General features: G+C 39.0%; 13 protein-coding genes. 12 read left to right on the top strand and 1 reads right to left on the bottom strand.

All coding sequences use genetic code 11. The features are described from left to right. Nucleotides 1-11: 11 nt before the first annotated feature. From U9R83_RS13440 to U9R83_RS13385, 12 genes are all read left to right on the top strand, one after another. On the top strand, nucleotides 12-923 hold the full coding sequence (locus U9R83_RS13440; RefSeq protein ID WP_014459750.1) for an ABC transporter ATP-binding protein: 912 nt from the start codon (nucleotides 12-14) through the stop codon (nucleotides 921-923). Then, nucleotides 916-1,896 (top strand): ABC transporter permease, encoded by a 981-nt coding sequence (locus tag U9R83_RS13435; protein ID WP_014459751.1) that lies wholly within the window; start codon nucleotides 916-918, stop codon nucleotides 1,894-1,896. The genes U9R83_RS13440 and U9R83_RS13435 overlap by 8 nt, the downstream gene beginning before the upstream one ends. A 396-nt stretch (nucleotides 1,897-2,292) precedes the next feature. Further along, nucleotides 2,293-2,739, top strand: a complete 447-nt coding sequence (locus tag U9R83_RS13430) for a DUF6376 family protein (protein ID WP_140450982.1) — start codon at nucleotides 2,293-2,295, stop codon at nucleotides 2,737-2,739. A gap of 624 nt (nucleotides 2,740-3,363) precedes the next feature. Then, entirely contained in the window at nucleotides 3,364-7,002 is a 3,639-nt protein-coding gene (locus U9R83_RS13425) for a multifunctional 2',3'-cyclic-nucleotide 2'-phosphodiesterase/3'-nucleotidase/5'-nucleotidase (protein ID WP_209366669.1), read from the top strand. Between the two features lie 288 nt (nucleotides 7,003-7,290). After that, entirely contained in the window at nucleotides 7,291-7,887 is a 597-nt protein-coding gene (locus U9R83_RS13420) for a TerD family protein (RefSeq protein WP_140450980.1), read from the top strand. A gap of 24 nt (nucleotides 7,888-7,911) precedes the next feature. Then, on the top strand, nucleotides 7,912-8,490 hold the full coding sequence (locus U9R83_RS13415; RefSeq protein WP_013057396.1) for a TerD family protein: 579 nt from the start codon (nucleotides 7,912-7,914) through the stop codon (nucleotides 8,488-8,490). Nucleotides 8,491-8,525: 35 nt separating this feature from the next. Further along, nucleotides 8,526-9,104 carry a TerD family protein gene (locus tag U9R83_RS13410; protein ID WP_328575272.1) on the top strand — a complete coding sequence of 193 codons (579 nt, stop codon included), beginning with the start codon at nucleotides 8,526-8,528 and terminating at the stop codon, nucleotides 9,102-9,104. A 94-nt stretch (nucleotides 9,105-9,198) separates the two neighbouring features. Then, entirely contained in the window at nucleotides 9,199-10,815 is a 1,617-nt protein-coding gene (locus U9R83_RS13405) for a YceG family protein (RefSeq protein WP_209366665.1), read from the top strand. 18 nt (nucleotides 10,816-10,833) lie between these two features. Then, nucleotides 10,834-11,925 (top strand): toxic anion resistance protein, encoded by a 1,092-nt coding sequence (locus U9R83_RS13400; RefSeq protein WP_209366663.1) that lies wholly within the window; start codon nucleotides 10,834-10,836, stop codon nucleotides 11,923-11,925. A 275-nt stretch (nucleotides 11,926-12,200) separates the two neighbouring features. Continuing rightward, nucleotides 12,201-12,971, top strand: coding sequence for a DeoR/GlpR family DNA-binding transcription regulator (locus tag U9R83_RS13395; protein ID WP_209366661.1), 771 nt, complete (start codon nucleotides 12,201-12,203; stop codon nucleotides 12,969-12,971). Then, the gene (locus U9R83_RS13390) at nucleotides 12,968-14,002 is read left to right on the top strand and encodes an oxidoreductase (protein ID WP_209366659.1); all 1,035 of its coding nucleotides are present in this window, start codon (nucleotides 12,968-12,970) and stop codon (nucleotides 14,000-14,002) included. Before U9R83_RS13395 ends, U9R83_RS13390 begins: the two co-directional genes overlap by 4 nt. A gap of 13 nt (nucleotides 14,003-14,015) precedes the next feature. Then, nucleotides 14,016-14,489, top strand: coding sequence for a heme-degrading domain-containing protein (locus U9R83_RS13385; RefSeq protein ID WP_099331080.1), 474 nt, complete (start codon nucleotides 14,016-14,018; stop codon nucleotides 14,487-14,489). 129 nt (nucleotides 14,490-14,618) lie between these two features. On the opposite strand, the gene U9R83_RS13380 is transcribed toward U9R83_RS13385, so the two are convergent. After that, complete coding sequence (locus U9R83_RS13380) at nucleotides 14,619-14,777, bottom strand: hypothetical protein (protein ID WP_014459762.1); 159 nt, start codon at nucleotides 14,775-14,777, stop codon at nucleotides 14,619-14,621. Nucleotides 14,778-14,910 lie beyond the last annotated feature (133 nt).

Genomic DNA, 14,910 nt, shown 5'->3' with positions numbered 1-14,910 from the left:
GAGGGAATGATATGAGTGAAGTAACACTCTCAGTAAAAGGACTGAGAAAAGTAATAGGAAAACGTGAAATCATCAAAAATATTGATTTTGAACTAAAAAGAGGCGAAGTATTTGGTTTTTTAGGGCCAAATGGAGCTGGTAAAACAACAACGATCCGAATGCTTGTAGGCTTGATTCGCCCGACGGCTGGTTCGATTTCTATCTGTGGATACAGCGTATCGAAGCAGTTTACAAAAGCGATGGAGCATATCGGCTGTATTGTTGAAAATCCTGAGCTGTATCCATACTTAAGCGGCTGGGAAAATCTGCAGCACTTTTCACGTATGATTCCTTCTATGACGGAAGAACGCATTCATGAAGTTGTGGCATTAGTTGGCTTACAAGAGCGTATCCACGACTTAGTTCGCACGTATTCGTTAGGCATGAGGCAGCGTTTAGGAATTGCGCAAGCGCTTCTCGGAAAACCCAAAGTGCTCATTTTAGATGAGCCAACGAACGGACTCGATCCCTCTGGAATTCGGGATATGCGTAAATTCATTCGCTTTTTAGCTGAAAGTGAAGGCCTAAGCGTCTTAGTATCGAGTCATTTGCTGAGTGAGATTCAGCTGATGTGTGACCGAGTAGCGATTATTGCAAAAGGCGAAGTTATTCACACAGAATCGGTGAAGACCCTGTTAACTCAGCAAGAGCGTTTACTGTGGAAGCTAGATCCGCAGCCTGCGGGAATAGACGTCTTAAAACAAGTGACGGACTTTGTGCAAGTGCAGGGAGAATATGTTACGACATTTTATGAAGAAGCGGAAGTGGGAGAGTGGAACAAACAGCTCATTCAAGCAGGAGTAACGGTAAAAGAAATGAATCGAAAGCTTCCAACTCTTGAAGATTTATTTATCGAAATGACAGGAGGCGAATCGATTGATTAGTTTGGTTCAAAATGAAATGATCAAGCTCGTTCGAAAAAAGCGCCTGTTAATCGTTACCCTTATTATGGGCGTTTTGATTTCAATGTTTACCTATGCTCAGCTTCGCGAAACGCAGCGCCTTCAAGAAAAGCTAGGAACGACCGATTGGCGCAGTACGCTGCAGCAAGAAATTATCGATACGCAAAACCGGCTGAGCGGAAGCCAAATTTCAGATGATTGGCGCAAACAGCTTGAAATTCGCGTGGCGCAGCAGCAGTATTACTTAGATAACGATATTAATCCTTCGGAACCAGGAGCCCCAACGTTTGTGCGAGGGTTCATTGAAAACGCCATTCAGCTTTTGCTGCCGCTAATGATTATGATTATTGCAGCGGATTTAGTGTCTTCAGAATACAGCTTGGGATCTATCAAGGTACTGTTGACGAGGCCTGTGAAACGGTGGAAAATCCTGCTTAGTAAATACATCACGCTCGTCATGTCCGTCTCGTTTTTAATTTTAATGTTTGGCGTTTTGTCGTATCTCATTTCTGGCGTTGTATTTGGATTTAAAGGCTGGACAGCGCCTATTCTTACGGGATTTAGCGTGCAGGGCAATGATTTGAATACAGCGGACGTTCATTTAATTTCGCAGTGGAGATATATTTTAATGGAATTTGGCCTTGCTTGGTTTGTATCCCTGGTGGTTGGAACGCTTGCTTTTATGCTGTCCGTGTTAATTAAAAGTACGGCTGCTGGTATGGGTGTGATGCTTGCTTGTTTGATTGCAGGTACGATTTTAAGCAGTATGGTTTCTTCGTGGAATTCAGCTAAGTACTTGTTTATGGTCAATTTAAATTTAACTTCTTACCTGCAAGGCACAGCTCCTCCGACTGAAGGAATGACACTAGGATTTTCCTTAGGTGTTTTAACCATTTGGGGACTTGCCGGGCTGCTCGTGTCGTTTCTGGTATTTACCAAAAAAGATGTGTACTAATTCCATATAAGTTGACGATAATCAGGAACATACGTTATGATTGTGTTAACAAAAAATGCTGTTTTGCTCAAAGGGGAGTAGCTCTTGCAGTAAAGTCGTCATTTCGAGATTATTATCTCCGGCTTTATTGACAATGCAAATTGTTAGCGAGACCTTTGCCAATGTTGCCATTGGTAAAGGTCTGGATACAAACACCTTTACCACATGTGGTAAAGGTGTTTTTTGTTATTTCAAAAGAAGAGAGGAGCTTAAAAATGTCAAAACTATCGAGACTGTTAAAAAGCCCCGCTGTAAAAAAAGGAATAAAAAAAGCTGTACCCATTATTATGAAAGAGTTAAAGAAACGAAAATCGAAAAGAAGATAGCAGAAAAGAAATAAGAAAGGTTGAGTGCTAAGTGAAAAAATGGATGCTAGTCATATCAACTGCTGCTCTTTTGATAGTCGGCGGCTGTTCTTTTCTTGAAGATACAAGCAGTACGCTGAACTACGCAAACGATGCAAAAGATTACGTGAGTGAAGCCCAAAAGTTTGCTGAAGAAATACCGCCTCTAGCGGAAAAAGCTGTTAATGACGATGAGGCAATAAAAAAGCTCGAGCAAAAGCTGCAGGAAATGAAAGGGAAAGCTGAAGAATTTAATCAAACCAAAGCGCCTGACATCGCTTCTGATGTGCACGATCAGCTTGTTCAGCAAAACGAAAAAATCATTAGTGGAATTGAAGCGTATGAAGCCAATATAAAGGATGGCAGCTTTAATCCAGAAGCACTAAAAAACAGTGAATTGTTTCAATCAATTCAAGATGTATCAAGTATTATGAAACAAATTAAAGAATTAGGTCAGTAAAAAAACGAACCTGGGACAAAAGTGTGTTAGCTGAAGAAAATCCGAACGATGAATCACGATTCTTGATGGAGAATCAACTTCGTTCGGATTTTTTTATTTGTAGGGTGAACGTAGGTTTCATGTGTATAGATGATTTAGATTGGATTGATGTAGCTATGTCTTATGACTCAACCTCGTTTTCCTATTATAAATGTAAAATTATATAAATATATCTATTTATTAGAAGACAAAACCTTCTCTTTCTTTTTTATATCTACGAAATTTTGTTAGAAACTGTGACAAACTTAATGTCTGCTTTTCATATCCTATGTATAGTACATATATACACACCGCTTGAAATAAATTTTTTTTGAATGAAAAGAGAACGTGGGAACGTCGATATATTAGGTAATAAGACTCATTTAAAAAGGAGGGTTCATCCAATTAATAAAAACTATAGTCCTTTATTTTAAAGAGAGAAACTAAAAAAATTTTTTCGGTTTACAAAAAGTTAATAAAACGCATACAAACGGTTTACTAAAAAATCAAAAAATTTACATCCTTTATAAATCTTTTCTGCTATACTATTTTTGAACAGTTGCTAGATTTATAGCGATGATAACTTACTTGAAAGGTGAATGGTAGATGAAAAAGAACAAACGCAGCAAAACGAAGAAAATACTAACTACATCACTGGCACTTTCTTTATTATCAATGCCGCTTCTAACTACACAGGCAGGAGCAGAAGAACGTCACCCTGGACAAAGCTCACAGCAAAGCAAGCATCAAGGCCACAATAAAAAAGATGCGCTTGTGAATATACGCCTGATGGAAACAACTGATGTTCATACCAATCTATTAAACTATGATTATTTTAAAGATGCTCCTTATGAAAAAGTGGGTTTAGCTAAAACGGCTACTTTAATCAAAAATGCTCGAAAAGAAGTAAAAAATAGCTTATTAGTAGATAACGGAGACCTCATTCAAGGAACGCCTCTAGGAACGTATAAAGCCAAGATTAATCCGCTGAAAAAAGGCGAAGTTCATCCTGTATTTAAAGCGATGAATCAGCTAGATTATGATATTGCAACGCTTGGAAATCATGAGTTCAACTACGGATTAGACTTTCTAAAAGAAGCGTACAACGATGCGAACTTCCCTTACATAAATGCCAATGTCTATGTTGACGATCATGACAGCAACCCGAAAAATGACAAAAATAAATTTACGCCTTATAAAATTATGAATAAAAAAGTCGTTGATGAAAACGGTAAAAAACGAACGATTAAAGTCGGTTTCATTGGCTTTGTGCCGCCTCAAATTAACGATTGGGACAAAGCAAACCTTGACGGAAAAGTCATTACAAAAGGTATTGTAGAAACAGCCAACAAGTACATTCCAGAAATGAAGAAAAAAGGTGCGGACGTAGTTGTCGCGATGGCTCACTCTGGGTTTAGTAGCAACAAGCAAAACACGGAAGATGTGATTTACTCATTAAGTGAAGTAAAAGGCATTGATGCTATTACGTTTTCACACACGCATAAAGTCTTCCCTGCTAAAACGGAAGCTGCGCTAGACGGTTTGTTCCTCGGAGCAGATAAAAAGCCTCTTCCTGGCGTCGATAATGCGAAAGGAACAATCAACGGCGTTCCGGCTGTCCAAGCAGGTTACGGAGGAGGATCACTTGGCTTAATTGACTTAACGTTAAAAGAAGAAAAAGGAAAATGGAAAGTAGTAAGCTCTCAATCGTCTACGCGTGAAACGTATAAAGACGTAAAAGATGCGTCAGGGAAAACGATTACGCAAAGTACGGTAGAACCGGATAAAGGTGTTGTTAAAGCAGTTCAAAAAGATCACGATGCAACGGTTAAATATGTGAACACACCAATTGGTAAAACGACGGATGATATTCACAGCTATTTTTCTCTTGTAAAAGATGATCCATCTATTCAAGTGGTAACAAATGCACAAAAAGATTACGTAGAAAAATACGTTTCTCAAAACAAGCCGGAATATAAAGACCTTCCGATTTTATCAGTCGGAGCACCTTTTAAAGCAGGAAGAAACGGCGTAGATGAATATACGGAAATTAAAAAAGGTGACTTAACGATTCGAAGCGCAGGCGATTTGTATCTATATGACAACACGTTGAAAGCGGTCAAAGTAAAAGGTTCTGTTGTAAAAGACTGGATTGATATGTCTGCCGGTAAGTTTAATCAAATTACACCGAATAAAACAGAAGAGCAGGAATTATTAAACCCAAGCTTCCCTGTTTATAACTTCGACGTCATTGACGGCGTTCAATATCAAATTGACGTCACAAAACCAGCAAAATACGATGTGAATGGAAACGTGATTCACGCAGATTCAAGCCGAGTTGTTAACTTAACGTATAACGGTAAACCAGTTGACCCGAATCAAGAGTTTATCGTTGTGACAAATAACTACCGAGCTGGTGGAGGCGGAAACTTCCCTGGTCTAAAAGGAAGCGAGCTTGTGGTGGATTCAGCGGATGAAAACCGTCAAATTCTAATGGACTACATCACCGAGCAAAAAGAAATTACGCCTACAGCTGACGATAACTGGTCTATTGCACCAATTAACGGAACGGCTAACGTGACGTTCACAAGCTCACCGCGCGGAGAAAGCTATTTAACTGAAGGAAGTAACATTACGTATACAAATAAAGCGGACGACAAAGGATTCGGCATTTACAAAATTAATTTAAACGGCGAATCAAAAGATAATACAAAGGTACAGCTTTTAGGCATGAACGACCTGCACGGTCAGCTCGATACAGATACAAAAATTACGTCAAATGGCCAATCGTTGTTAGCTGGAAATATGAAGTATACAGCAGCGGCTATTCGTAAACAAGAAGCTGAAAATCCGAATACGCTTTTAGTTCATGCAGGAGACATGATTGGCGGAAGCCCGTTAGTTTCAGCGCTGTTTCAAGATGAGCCAACGGTTGAAGTAATGGAATCACTTGGATTTGATGTAGGCACGCTTGGAAATCATGAATTTGACGAAGGCATTGCTGAGCTTCATCGTATGATTGAAGGCGGAGACCATCCAAAAGGCACAAAAGGATACGACGGCATGAATTTCCCAGTAGTAGCGGCAAATGCTTATGATACTTCAACTGATAAATTAATTACAGAACCTTACGCGATAAAAGAAGTAGGCGGCAAGAAAATTGGATTCATAGGCGTTGTAACACAAGAAACGCCAAGCATGATTGTTCGTAAAGGAAATGAAAACTTAAAAATTACGGACGAAGCAGAAGCAATTGATAAATATACGGCAGAGTTAAAAAAGAAGGGTATTAAAGCAATTGTTGTACTTGCTCATAATCCATCTAATCAAAATGGAACGTCTACCGAATTTGATGCAGCCGATATCGCTAAAAAAATTGATGATGAAGTTGACGTGATCTTTTCAGCTCACAATCACGTATACAACAACAAAGTAGTAGATAACAAACTAATCGTTCAAGCTTATTCATACGGTTCAGCGTTTTCTGACGTAGACGTTGAAATCGATAATACGGGTGACATCGTGAAAAAAGATGCAAAAATTGTGACCGTTTATCAAAAAGACTATACGCCAGATCCTGAAGTTTCAAGCATTATGAGAAAGTATGAAGACTTAGCAGCACCTATTAAAGCAGAAGTTGTTGGAAATTCATCTACTGCTCTAGCAAAAGGTTATCCATCTAGCGGAGCAACGGGCGATATCGCGCTTGGAAACTTAATTGCTGACGGTATGAAAGCAGAAATGAAAGCTGACTTTGCGTTAATGAATGGCGGAGGCGTTCGTTCACAGCTTGATGCTGGTGACGTGACATATGGTGATTTATTTGCGATTCAGCCGTTTGGCAACGTCTTAAATAAAGTAAAGCTAAGCGGAGCGGATTTAGAAACGGTGTTAAACAATCAAATTACATCATCTGGACTAGATTTCCATATTGCAGGCTTTAACTATACGTGGGATGGAAGCACGAATAAAGTAGTTGATATCACGCTTCCAGATGGAAGTAAAATTGACAAAGAAAAAGAATATACAGTAGTAGTCAATAACTATATGTATGGAAATGAAAAATACGGTATTGGCGCACTTTCTTCAGATATGGAAGTGGGACCAGAAGATTTACAAGCAACGGTAAACTATATTAAAACACTTAATAGCCCGTTTGAATACAAAGCAGAAGGACGTATTCAAAACGTGGCAGCTGCTAAAACAGCTGAACAGCAAGAGCCTGCTTTGAAAATAGCTCAATAAGCCAAAAAAGACTGTCTCATAACCCGGATTTCCGGTTTAGAGACAGTCTTTTTTTAGTAGGCTGACTTACCTTTTAAACTTTAAATCAACTAATTTATGTCACAACAGCCCGCTTAATTTTTGAAACAATCACCAGATTGTGGTATTCTTTCCATGGAAAGAAGATTTACGTAAACGTTAAAAGTGGTATAAAAGATTTCACTATTTTTTCATTTATTTGCGCTATGATATAGAGCTATATAGAGTCTGAAAAAGAATGTGTTCGTTACAGTAAAGGAGTAAATAAACGTGGCTATTAATCTACAAAAAGGTCAAAAAATTGATTTAACAAAAGGAAGAGAAGGCCTATCTTCTATTACAGTTGGATTAGGATGGGATCCTGTAAAAAAACGCAGCTTTTTTGGTTTCGGAGGAAACGGACCAAATATCGACTGTGATGCGTCTGTGCTTATGCTCAATTCAAACGATAAGCTTGTAAGTAACTCAGCCGTTGTGTATTTTGGAAATCGTCATAGTAACTGTGGGAGCGTCAAGCATTCAGGCGATAATCTTACCGGAGCAGGTGAAGGGGACGATGAACAAATTTTTGTTAATTTGAAAAATGTTCCTGGAAACGTACATAAACTTGTGTTTGTAGTCAACATCTATCAGTGTGTTGAGCGAAACCAAGATTTCGGTATGATTAAAAATGCTTTTATTCGTGTTGTGGACAGCGCTAAAAACGAAGAGCTTGTACACTTTAATCTATCTGAAGACCATTCAGGAGCAACAGCTTTATTTGCAGGTGAAATTTATCGAGACGGAAAAGAGTGGAAGTTTTCAGCAACTGGAGATGCAACGAGAGATACTGGATTAGGTGAAATTGCAAATAAATATACAAAATAAACAACTTGAAAAGAGGGAAACGAAATGGCTATTAATCTTTCAAAAGGACAAAAAGTAGATTTAACAAAAACAAATCCAGGATTAACAAACGTAGTAGTAGGTCTTGGATGGGATGTAAATAAGTATGACGGTGGAAACGATTTTGATTTAGATTCATCTGTCTTTTTATTAAACGGAGCAGGAAAATGCGCTTCAGAATCTGATTTTATTTTTTACAACAATACGACGGGTGCAAACGGAGCGGTTGAACATACCGGAGATAACCGTACAGGCGTAGGTGAAGGAGACGATGAGCAGGTTCAAGTAGATTTGAAGAATGTGCCTCAATCTATTGAACGCATTGCGTTTACCATTACGATTCATGAAGCGGAAGCACGCGGTCAAAACTTTGGTCAAGTAAGCAACGCCTATGTTCGTATTTTAAATGCAACAAATGACGAAGAGTTAATTCGTTATGATTTAGGTGAAGACTTCTCTATTGAAACAGCGGTCGTGGTAGGCGAGCTGTACCGACACGGTGGAGAATGGAAGTTTAATGCTATTGGCAGCGGCTATCAAGGCGGCTTAGCGGCACTTGTCAACGACTTTGGTTTAAACGCCTAATCATTAAAGTAAGAAAACGTACGGAGGATGTTTTTATGTCAATTTCTTTATCAAAAGGTCAGCGCATTGACCTAACCAAAACGAACCCAGGCTTAACAAAAGTAATAGTAGGTCTTGGGTGGGATACAAATAAATATGCTGGATCTCAAGATTTCGATTTAGATGCATGTGCATTTTTAGCCAATAAATCAAGCCAAGTTGTAAATGGCGAGGAGTTTGTTTTTTACAACAATTTAAAAAGTCCAAACGGAGCTGTGGAGCATACCGGTGACAATCGTACAGGTGCAGGAGAAGGAGACGATGAGCAAATAGCTGTTGATTTTTCTCTTCTTCCTGACCATGTTGAAAAAATCGGAATTAGCGTCACGATTCACGACGCGGATGCTCGAGGACAAAACTTTGGACAAGTATCCAACGCGTTTGTTCGTTTGATTGACGCTGAAACAAATGAAGAAGTGCTTCGATATGACTTAGGAGAAGATTTTTCGATTGAAACAGCTGTCGTTGTATGCGAGCTATACAAGCACGGAAGCGACTGGAAGTTTAATGCCATTGGCAGCGGATTTTCCGGTGGCTTGGCCGACCTTTGCCGCAACTACGGATTATCCGTATAAAAAAGGCATGGGATAAATGAAAAAGAAAGGGTGCTTTAACGAGTACCCTTTCTTTTTAGCATGTATATGTCTGAAAAGAAAGGAGCTGTAAGGTGTGAGTAAATTAATTGATCCTCATATGATTAATCTTAACGAGCAGGATGGAACTTCTCTTTTTTCTAAAGATGTTTCTCTGCGAGGTGACTTTATACAAAATGAGCAGCAAACTTCCTATAAACAAGTGGCAGGAAGATATGTAGGCACCCATCTTGATGCGGACGAGTACGCAGCTTTTCTTTATGAACTTGCACATTCATCACCATCAATTATTGTCTTGCAAGATAAGCTTGATAAGTCCATTTCTAATGATAGATTAAAAGAAGTACAAACGATCCTTAAAATTAATCAAGAAGAGCGCGGCCTTTCTGTCAATCGACTGTTTGCTTTTTTAGAAGGAAAAAAGCTGATCGTGAAGTCAGAAAATCCCGCTATACATAGAAGAATACGCGAAAAATTTATTGAAACGTTAACGTGTTTTAAAGAACAGCACGCAGACGGTTTTATGGACGGGCATTTTCAACGCGTATTAATCGATTTAATAAAGTGGCAGTGGAATCATGTAAAACCTTGGATGGTCGATAAAGCATTTCCTGAGCACGCGCCTCGCATCATGTGGTACGGGGATGCGAATAAAAGCGAGCAGTATTTTCTCTATTATTTAATTTTACTAGGTTTTGACGTCCTTACCTTTCATCCAGAAGGAAAGGATAATTTAAAAGAAGTAGATAAGAATCAGCATTTAACAACGGTTTATACGTTTCCTTCTACTAGCTCTCTTGTACCTTTTCCAACGGATAAACCGGTTCGAAAAGGTACGGTAGCATTTCGAGCTTCTCAAGAAATTGAGCAAGTGCTTCATTCAGAGGAGTCCATGCTGTATAAACCTTGGCAATTTCGTTCGTATTTTCCAACTTCAGTCACTCTCAAAACGACGTATGATGAAATCTTTTTATTAATGAGAGAACGGGCCTTTATTCGTCCTAATTTTGAAGTGTCAAAGCCATATGTACACGTGCCGGTTCTGTTTTCAAAAGTGCTTGGCATCTCTAAAAACCGAAAAGAGTACTGGAGTAAAGTGCATGAGCTCATGCAAACGGAAAATGAGTTAGCTCTGACGATTGATTCTGTTCCTTTTGCCAAAAAGATAGAGGGGAATAATCATTTTCACTATCAAGGAGCTCTCGGAAGTGATGGGACGCTCAGTCCTGATAAAATGATTGAAAGCAACTGGTGGCGCTATAAAGAACTGCCTATCGGGCTTCAGCAAGGGCTAGCTGCAGCCATTTCTAGATACTGTGCACATCCAAAGCTTCTTCGGTTAGATCATGAAGATGCGTATCAGCATCAAATGTACTTGTTTAATCAGTCTTTGAAGCTTCCAAACAACGTGCTTCGCATGCTTCAAAAGTTTGATTATACGCAGCATGTACCCCATCTCATTATTTATCATGGAAATGAACGAGAAGCGTTTACGCGTGAAGATGCAGCTTTACTGCTTCTATTAAATGAATTCGGCGTTGATATTGTTCTCTTTAATCCAACCGGTCAACTGGATATAGAAGCGTTCGTCGAAGAAAAGTATTTCGATATGCACTGGCTAGAAGATATTAGCTTTAATGAAGAATTCAAAGAGCCGTCGCTCATTCAAAAATGGTTAAAACGAATCTTTTAAAGAAAGAAGGGTTTTTAAATGGCAACAAATGAATTACAGCCTTTAGATGTAAACGAAGCCGAAGAAGTTTTAGAAACAAAGCCTAACGAAGTAAAAGCAAAACTGCGAGAAGAACCGGAAGTACGTCGCTTAGCAGAACAAATTGATTATAAAAATCAGATGTCTCTGCTTGAATACGGGAAAGAAACAGCTAATGAAATTTCCTCGTTTTCTGGAAAAGTACTTAGTACAATTAAATCGTCTAGTATGGAAGAGTCCAGTCAATTATTAAAGCAGCTTGGAAAGATTATGGATAAATTTGATGCAAAGGATTTTGTTGAAGATAAAGGGTTTTTCTCTAAGCTTTTTAAACGCGGTCAAAAAATAGTGGATAAGCTGTTTCAAAAATATGAAACAATGGGCTCTGAAATTGATAAAGTATATGTAGAGATTACAAAATATGAAACGGAAATGAAGCATTCGACCACAACGCTTGAACAGCTTTACGAGCAAAACTATCAGTATTATATGGAGCTTGAAAAATACATTGTAGCGGGCGAAGTGAAAGTAGAAGAGTTAAAACAAGAGCTAAAGGTGCTTGAAGAAAGAGCGTCGAGTGGAAATCAGCTGGCGGCAATGGAGCTTCAAACTTTAAAAAACGCAGTTGAGCTAATGGAGCAGCGATTATATGACTTAGAAATGGCAAAACAAGTATCTTATCAATCCGCTCCTCAAATCCGTATGCTGCAGCGAGGAAATACAAAGCTGATCGGAAAAATCAATTCGGCGTTTATTACAACGATTCCTATTTTTAAAAATGGACTTATTAACGCAATCGCAGCAAAACGTCAAAATTTAGTAGCTGAGTCGATGAACGAATTAGACAAACGTACAAATGAACTGCTCATTCGAAATGCAGAAAATATTTCACAGCAAAGTGTCAAAATTGCCAAAATGTCGGGTGCGCCCAGCGTAAAAGTAGAAACGATGGAACAAACGTGGAATATTATTATGAAAGGAATGCAGGAAACAAAAGCAATTGAAGAGGAAAATAAACGCCTTCGTGAAGAAGGACTTGTTCGATTGGAGCAATTTCAAGAAAACTTCAAAGCGCTTGAACATAAGATGTAACGAAAAAGCGGGAATCTTTACGATTCTCGCTTTTTTTGCATATACGTTTGCTAGAAGCCTAAACCATAAGCGATTAGTGAAAAGCGTGAAAGGGTATCAGATATAAAAGAAGTATTATCCAAAATAAGATAGTTATTTCCAGAAGACGTTTGTGTACTTTTATAATTTAAGTTAAAAATGCAAAAAACTTAATTATTTTAAGTTTTTTTGCTGGTTTTTAACTTTTCTTTGCGCTACAATTAGCTCATATCAAAGTAAAAAAGGAGGGTATTCGGGTGTATCAAGAGCAGCGCATGAGTGCGATTATTGAATACCTTCACACACACCGCACGATTACATTAGACGAAATTTGCGATATGTTCACCGTTTCAAAAGATACGGCGAGACGCGATTTAGTCAAGCTTGAAGAACACGGTGAGGTTATGAGAGTCAAAGGCGGAGCGACGCTATCGTCAAGTCATATCATCGATTACAGTGAGCGAACGCCTACCAAAGCGAAAGAACAAATTGCTAAAGAAGCAGCTTTGTTAATGTCGGAGGGGTATGACGTGCTTTTAGATACGTCTTCTACCATCGCACTGATGGCGAAGTATATGGATGTAAAGCATGTAACCGTTATTACGAATTCCATCGATAATGTGGATTTGCTCGATCAATATACCCCGTGTGATACGTTTTTGCTGCCGGGCAAGTTTAACGGGAAAAACCGTAACGTCACCGGGCCAAGAACGATTTCTACGTTGCAGGAATACAAAGTAGATCAGCTGTTTTTAGGTACGTGCGGCGTTGGTGCAGATGGTATTACGTCTCCAAGTGAAGAAGAAGCGTTTTTAAAAAGACAGATGATTCAATGTGCAAGACAAGTGATTATGCTTGCGGATCATACGAAGTTTGAACGTGAATTTTTACATCGAGTATGTGATATGAGCGACATTGATATCTTAATTACAAATAAAGACCCAGAAGCGGATGTTAAAGAAAAAATAGAACAAAATCAAGTGCGGATTATCGTCACAGATTTTGATAAAGGAGAGGAAACGCAATGAAGAAAATAAAAGTAGGATTAGTAGGATACGGATTTTCAGCAACGGTCTTTCACACGCCGCTTTTAAGCGTGTTAGACGAATTTCATATTTCAAAGGTAATGAGTTCAAATCCTGAAAAGGTGACGAGTGACTTAGAAGACGTTGAAGTAGTGAGTACTTTATCTGAACTTCTAGAAGATGACAGCATTGATTTAGTTATTATTACAACGCCTAGCGGCATGCACTATGAAATGGTGAAAGATGCACTACGTGCAGGTAAGCACGTAATTGTTGAAAAGCCGATGGTCGTATCAGAAAAAGAAGCAAATGAATTAATTCAATTAGCAAAAGAACAAGGTGTTCAACTAAGCGTCTATCATAACCGTAGATGGGATAATGATTATTTGACAGTGAAACAGCTGATTGAAGAAGGGAAATTAGGCGACGTAAAAATGTATGAAGCTCATTTTGATCGCTATCGTCCAGCTGTTCGAGACCGCTGGAGAGAAAATGAAGGACCTGGGTCAGGAGCGCTTTACGATTTAGGATCTCATTTAATTGACCAAGCTTTACATCTTTTTGGAATGCCTGACTTTGTTCAAGCTGATGTGTTTGGGCAGCGAGATCATGCACGTACGGATGATTACTTCCACGTAGTGCTTGGATACGGTTCTCTTCGCGTTATTTTACATTCAAGCGCTATTGTGCCAAGCAACGGGCCGCGCTTTCAAGTTCACGGAACAAAAGCAAGCTATATTAAATACGGAATTGACGGCCAAGAAGATATGCTAAGAGCCGGCAAGAAGCCTGTGGATGATACGTGGGGAGCCGACAGCCCTGAACACTACGGTAAGCTGACAACGGGCGAAGGCGAAACAACAGAAATTGAAACGCTGCACGGTTCTTATGTGACGTATTATCAAAAAATCGCCGACAGCCTGCTTCGAGGAGAAGAGCTTCCGGTTTCAGCAGAAGAAGCTCGTGACGTGGTTAAAGTTATCGAAGCGGCATTTGAAAGCAGCAAAGAAAAACGAGCGGTTTATTTTAACTAAGGAGCGAGAAACAGTGAGTAATCATTCGGTAGAGACGCTGCTTGAAAAAGTAGTTCAACAGGAAAAAGAACTGATCTTTCATCAATTTACAAATGACCAGGCTTTACAGATCGGAACGGCCATTATTAATGAAGCGAAAAGCAAAGGTAAGGCAGTAACTGTCAGTATTAAACGAAATGGTCAAACTCTCTTTCAACATGCGATGGAAGGGGCTATTCCCGATCATGAAGAATGGATTAAACGAAAATCAAACACCGTTCTTCGTCACCATCACAGCTCGTACTATATGAAGCTGTACTGCGAGTTAAAAGATCGTTCTTACGCGCAGTTTTACGCAGCGAATCCTCAGGAATTCGAAGCAGTAGGAGGGTCATTTCCAATTTCGGTTAAAAACGTCGGCGTAATTGGAACCATTACCGTATCAGGCATGTCGCAAGAAGAAGATCATGCACTTGTGGCAGATACGATTCGCAGCTTTATTTCGTAAAGAAAGAACTTAGGGTAGGAATAGTTTAAGGAAGATCCGAACGATGAATCGTTCGGATCTTTTTATTGGTTTGGTAAACGAAGGTTGCGCCTACTTAACTATGTCTCAAGCTCTATTTTTGCGGAGCCATTATCTGCTGAAGTGCTTAATGGCAGAATCATTTAAAGAAAAATCTTCTTTAGTAAGTGCCGTTTGATTCTGTGTTTCGCATTCTTTAGTAGGGTGCTCTTCTTTTTTAGAAACAGTAGAAACTTCTTCGTTATTTTCATACGTGTAGTTTGTTGACATTATGTTTCACCTCTTGTATCTAGTGTTTGAGGTACAGAAAATAAAATAAGAAGAAATATCAGGAATACCTTAAAAAGAAGGGTACCCTTTAAATTATTTGAACTTATGCAAAAAATTGTCTACACTAAACACT

Source organism: Priestia sp. LL-8 (genome assembly GCF_036227845.1).
In the GTDB taxonomy this organism is placed as follows: domain Bacteria; phylum Bacillota; class Bacilli; order Bacillales; family Bacillaceae_H; genus Priestia; species Priestia zanthoxyli.
Note: the sequence above shows the minus strand (reverse complement) of the source record. Positions and strands in the feature narration are given on the sequence as shown.

Excerpts from the sequence above, each read along its gene's own strand:
- U9R83_RS13440 (WP_014459750.1), top strand. The coding sequence starts at position 12 with ATGAGTGAAGTAACACTCTCAGTAAAAGGACTGAGAAAAGTAATAGGA.
- U9R83_RS13425 (WP_209366669.1), top strand. The coding sequence starts at position 3,364 with ATGAAAAAGAACAAACGCAGCAAAACGAAGAAAATACTAACTACATCA.
- U9R83_RS13415 (WP_013057396.1), top strand. The coding sequence starts at position 7,912 with ATGGCTATTAATCTTTCAAAAGGACAAAAAGTAGATTTAACAAAAACA.
- U9R83_RS13410 (WP_328575272.1), top strand. The coding sequence starts at position 8,526 with ATGTCAATTTCTTTATCAAAAGGTCAGCGCATTGACCTAACCAAAACG.
- U9R83_RS13400 (WP_209366663.1), top strand. The coding sequence starts at position 10,834 with ATGGCAACAAATGAATTACAGCCTTTAGATGTAAACGAAGCCGAAGAA.
- U9R83_RS13390 (WP_209366659.1), top strand. The coding sequence starts at position 12,968 with ATGAAGAAAATAAAAGTAGGATTAGTAGGATACGGATTTTCAGCAACG.
- U9R83_RS13380 (WP_014459762.1), bottom strand. The coding sequence starts at position 14,777 with ATGTCAACAAACTACACGTATGAAAATAACGAAGAAGTTTCTACTGTT.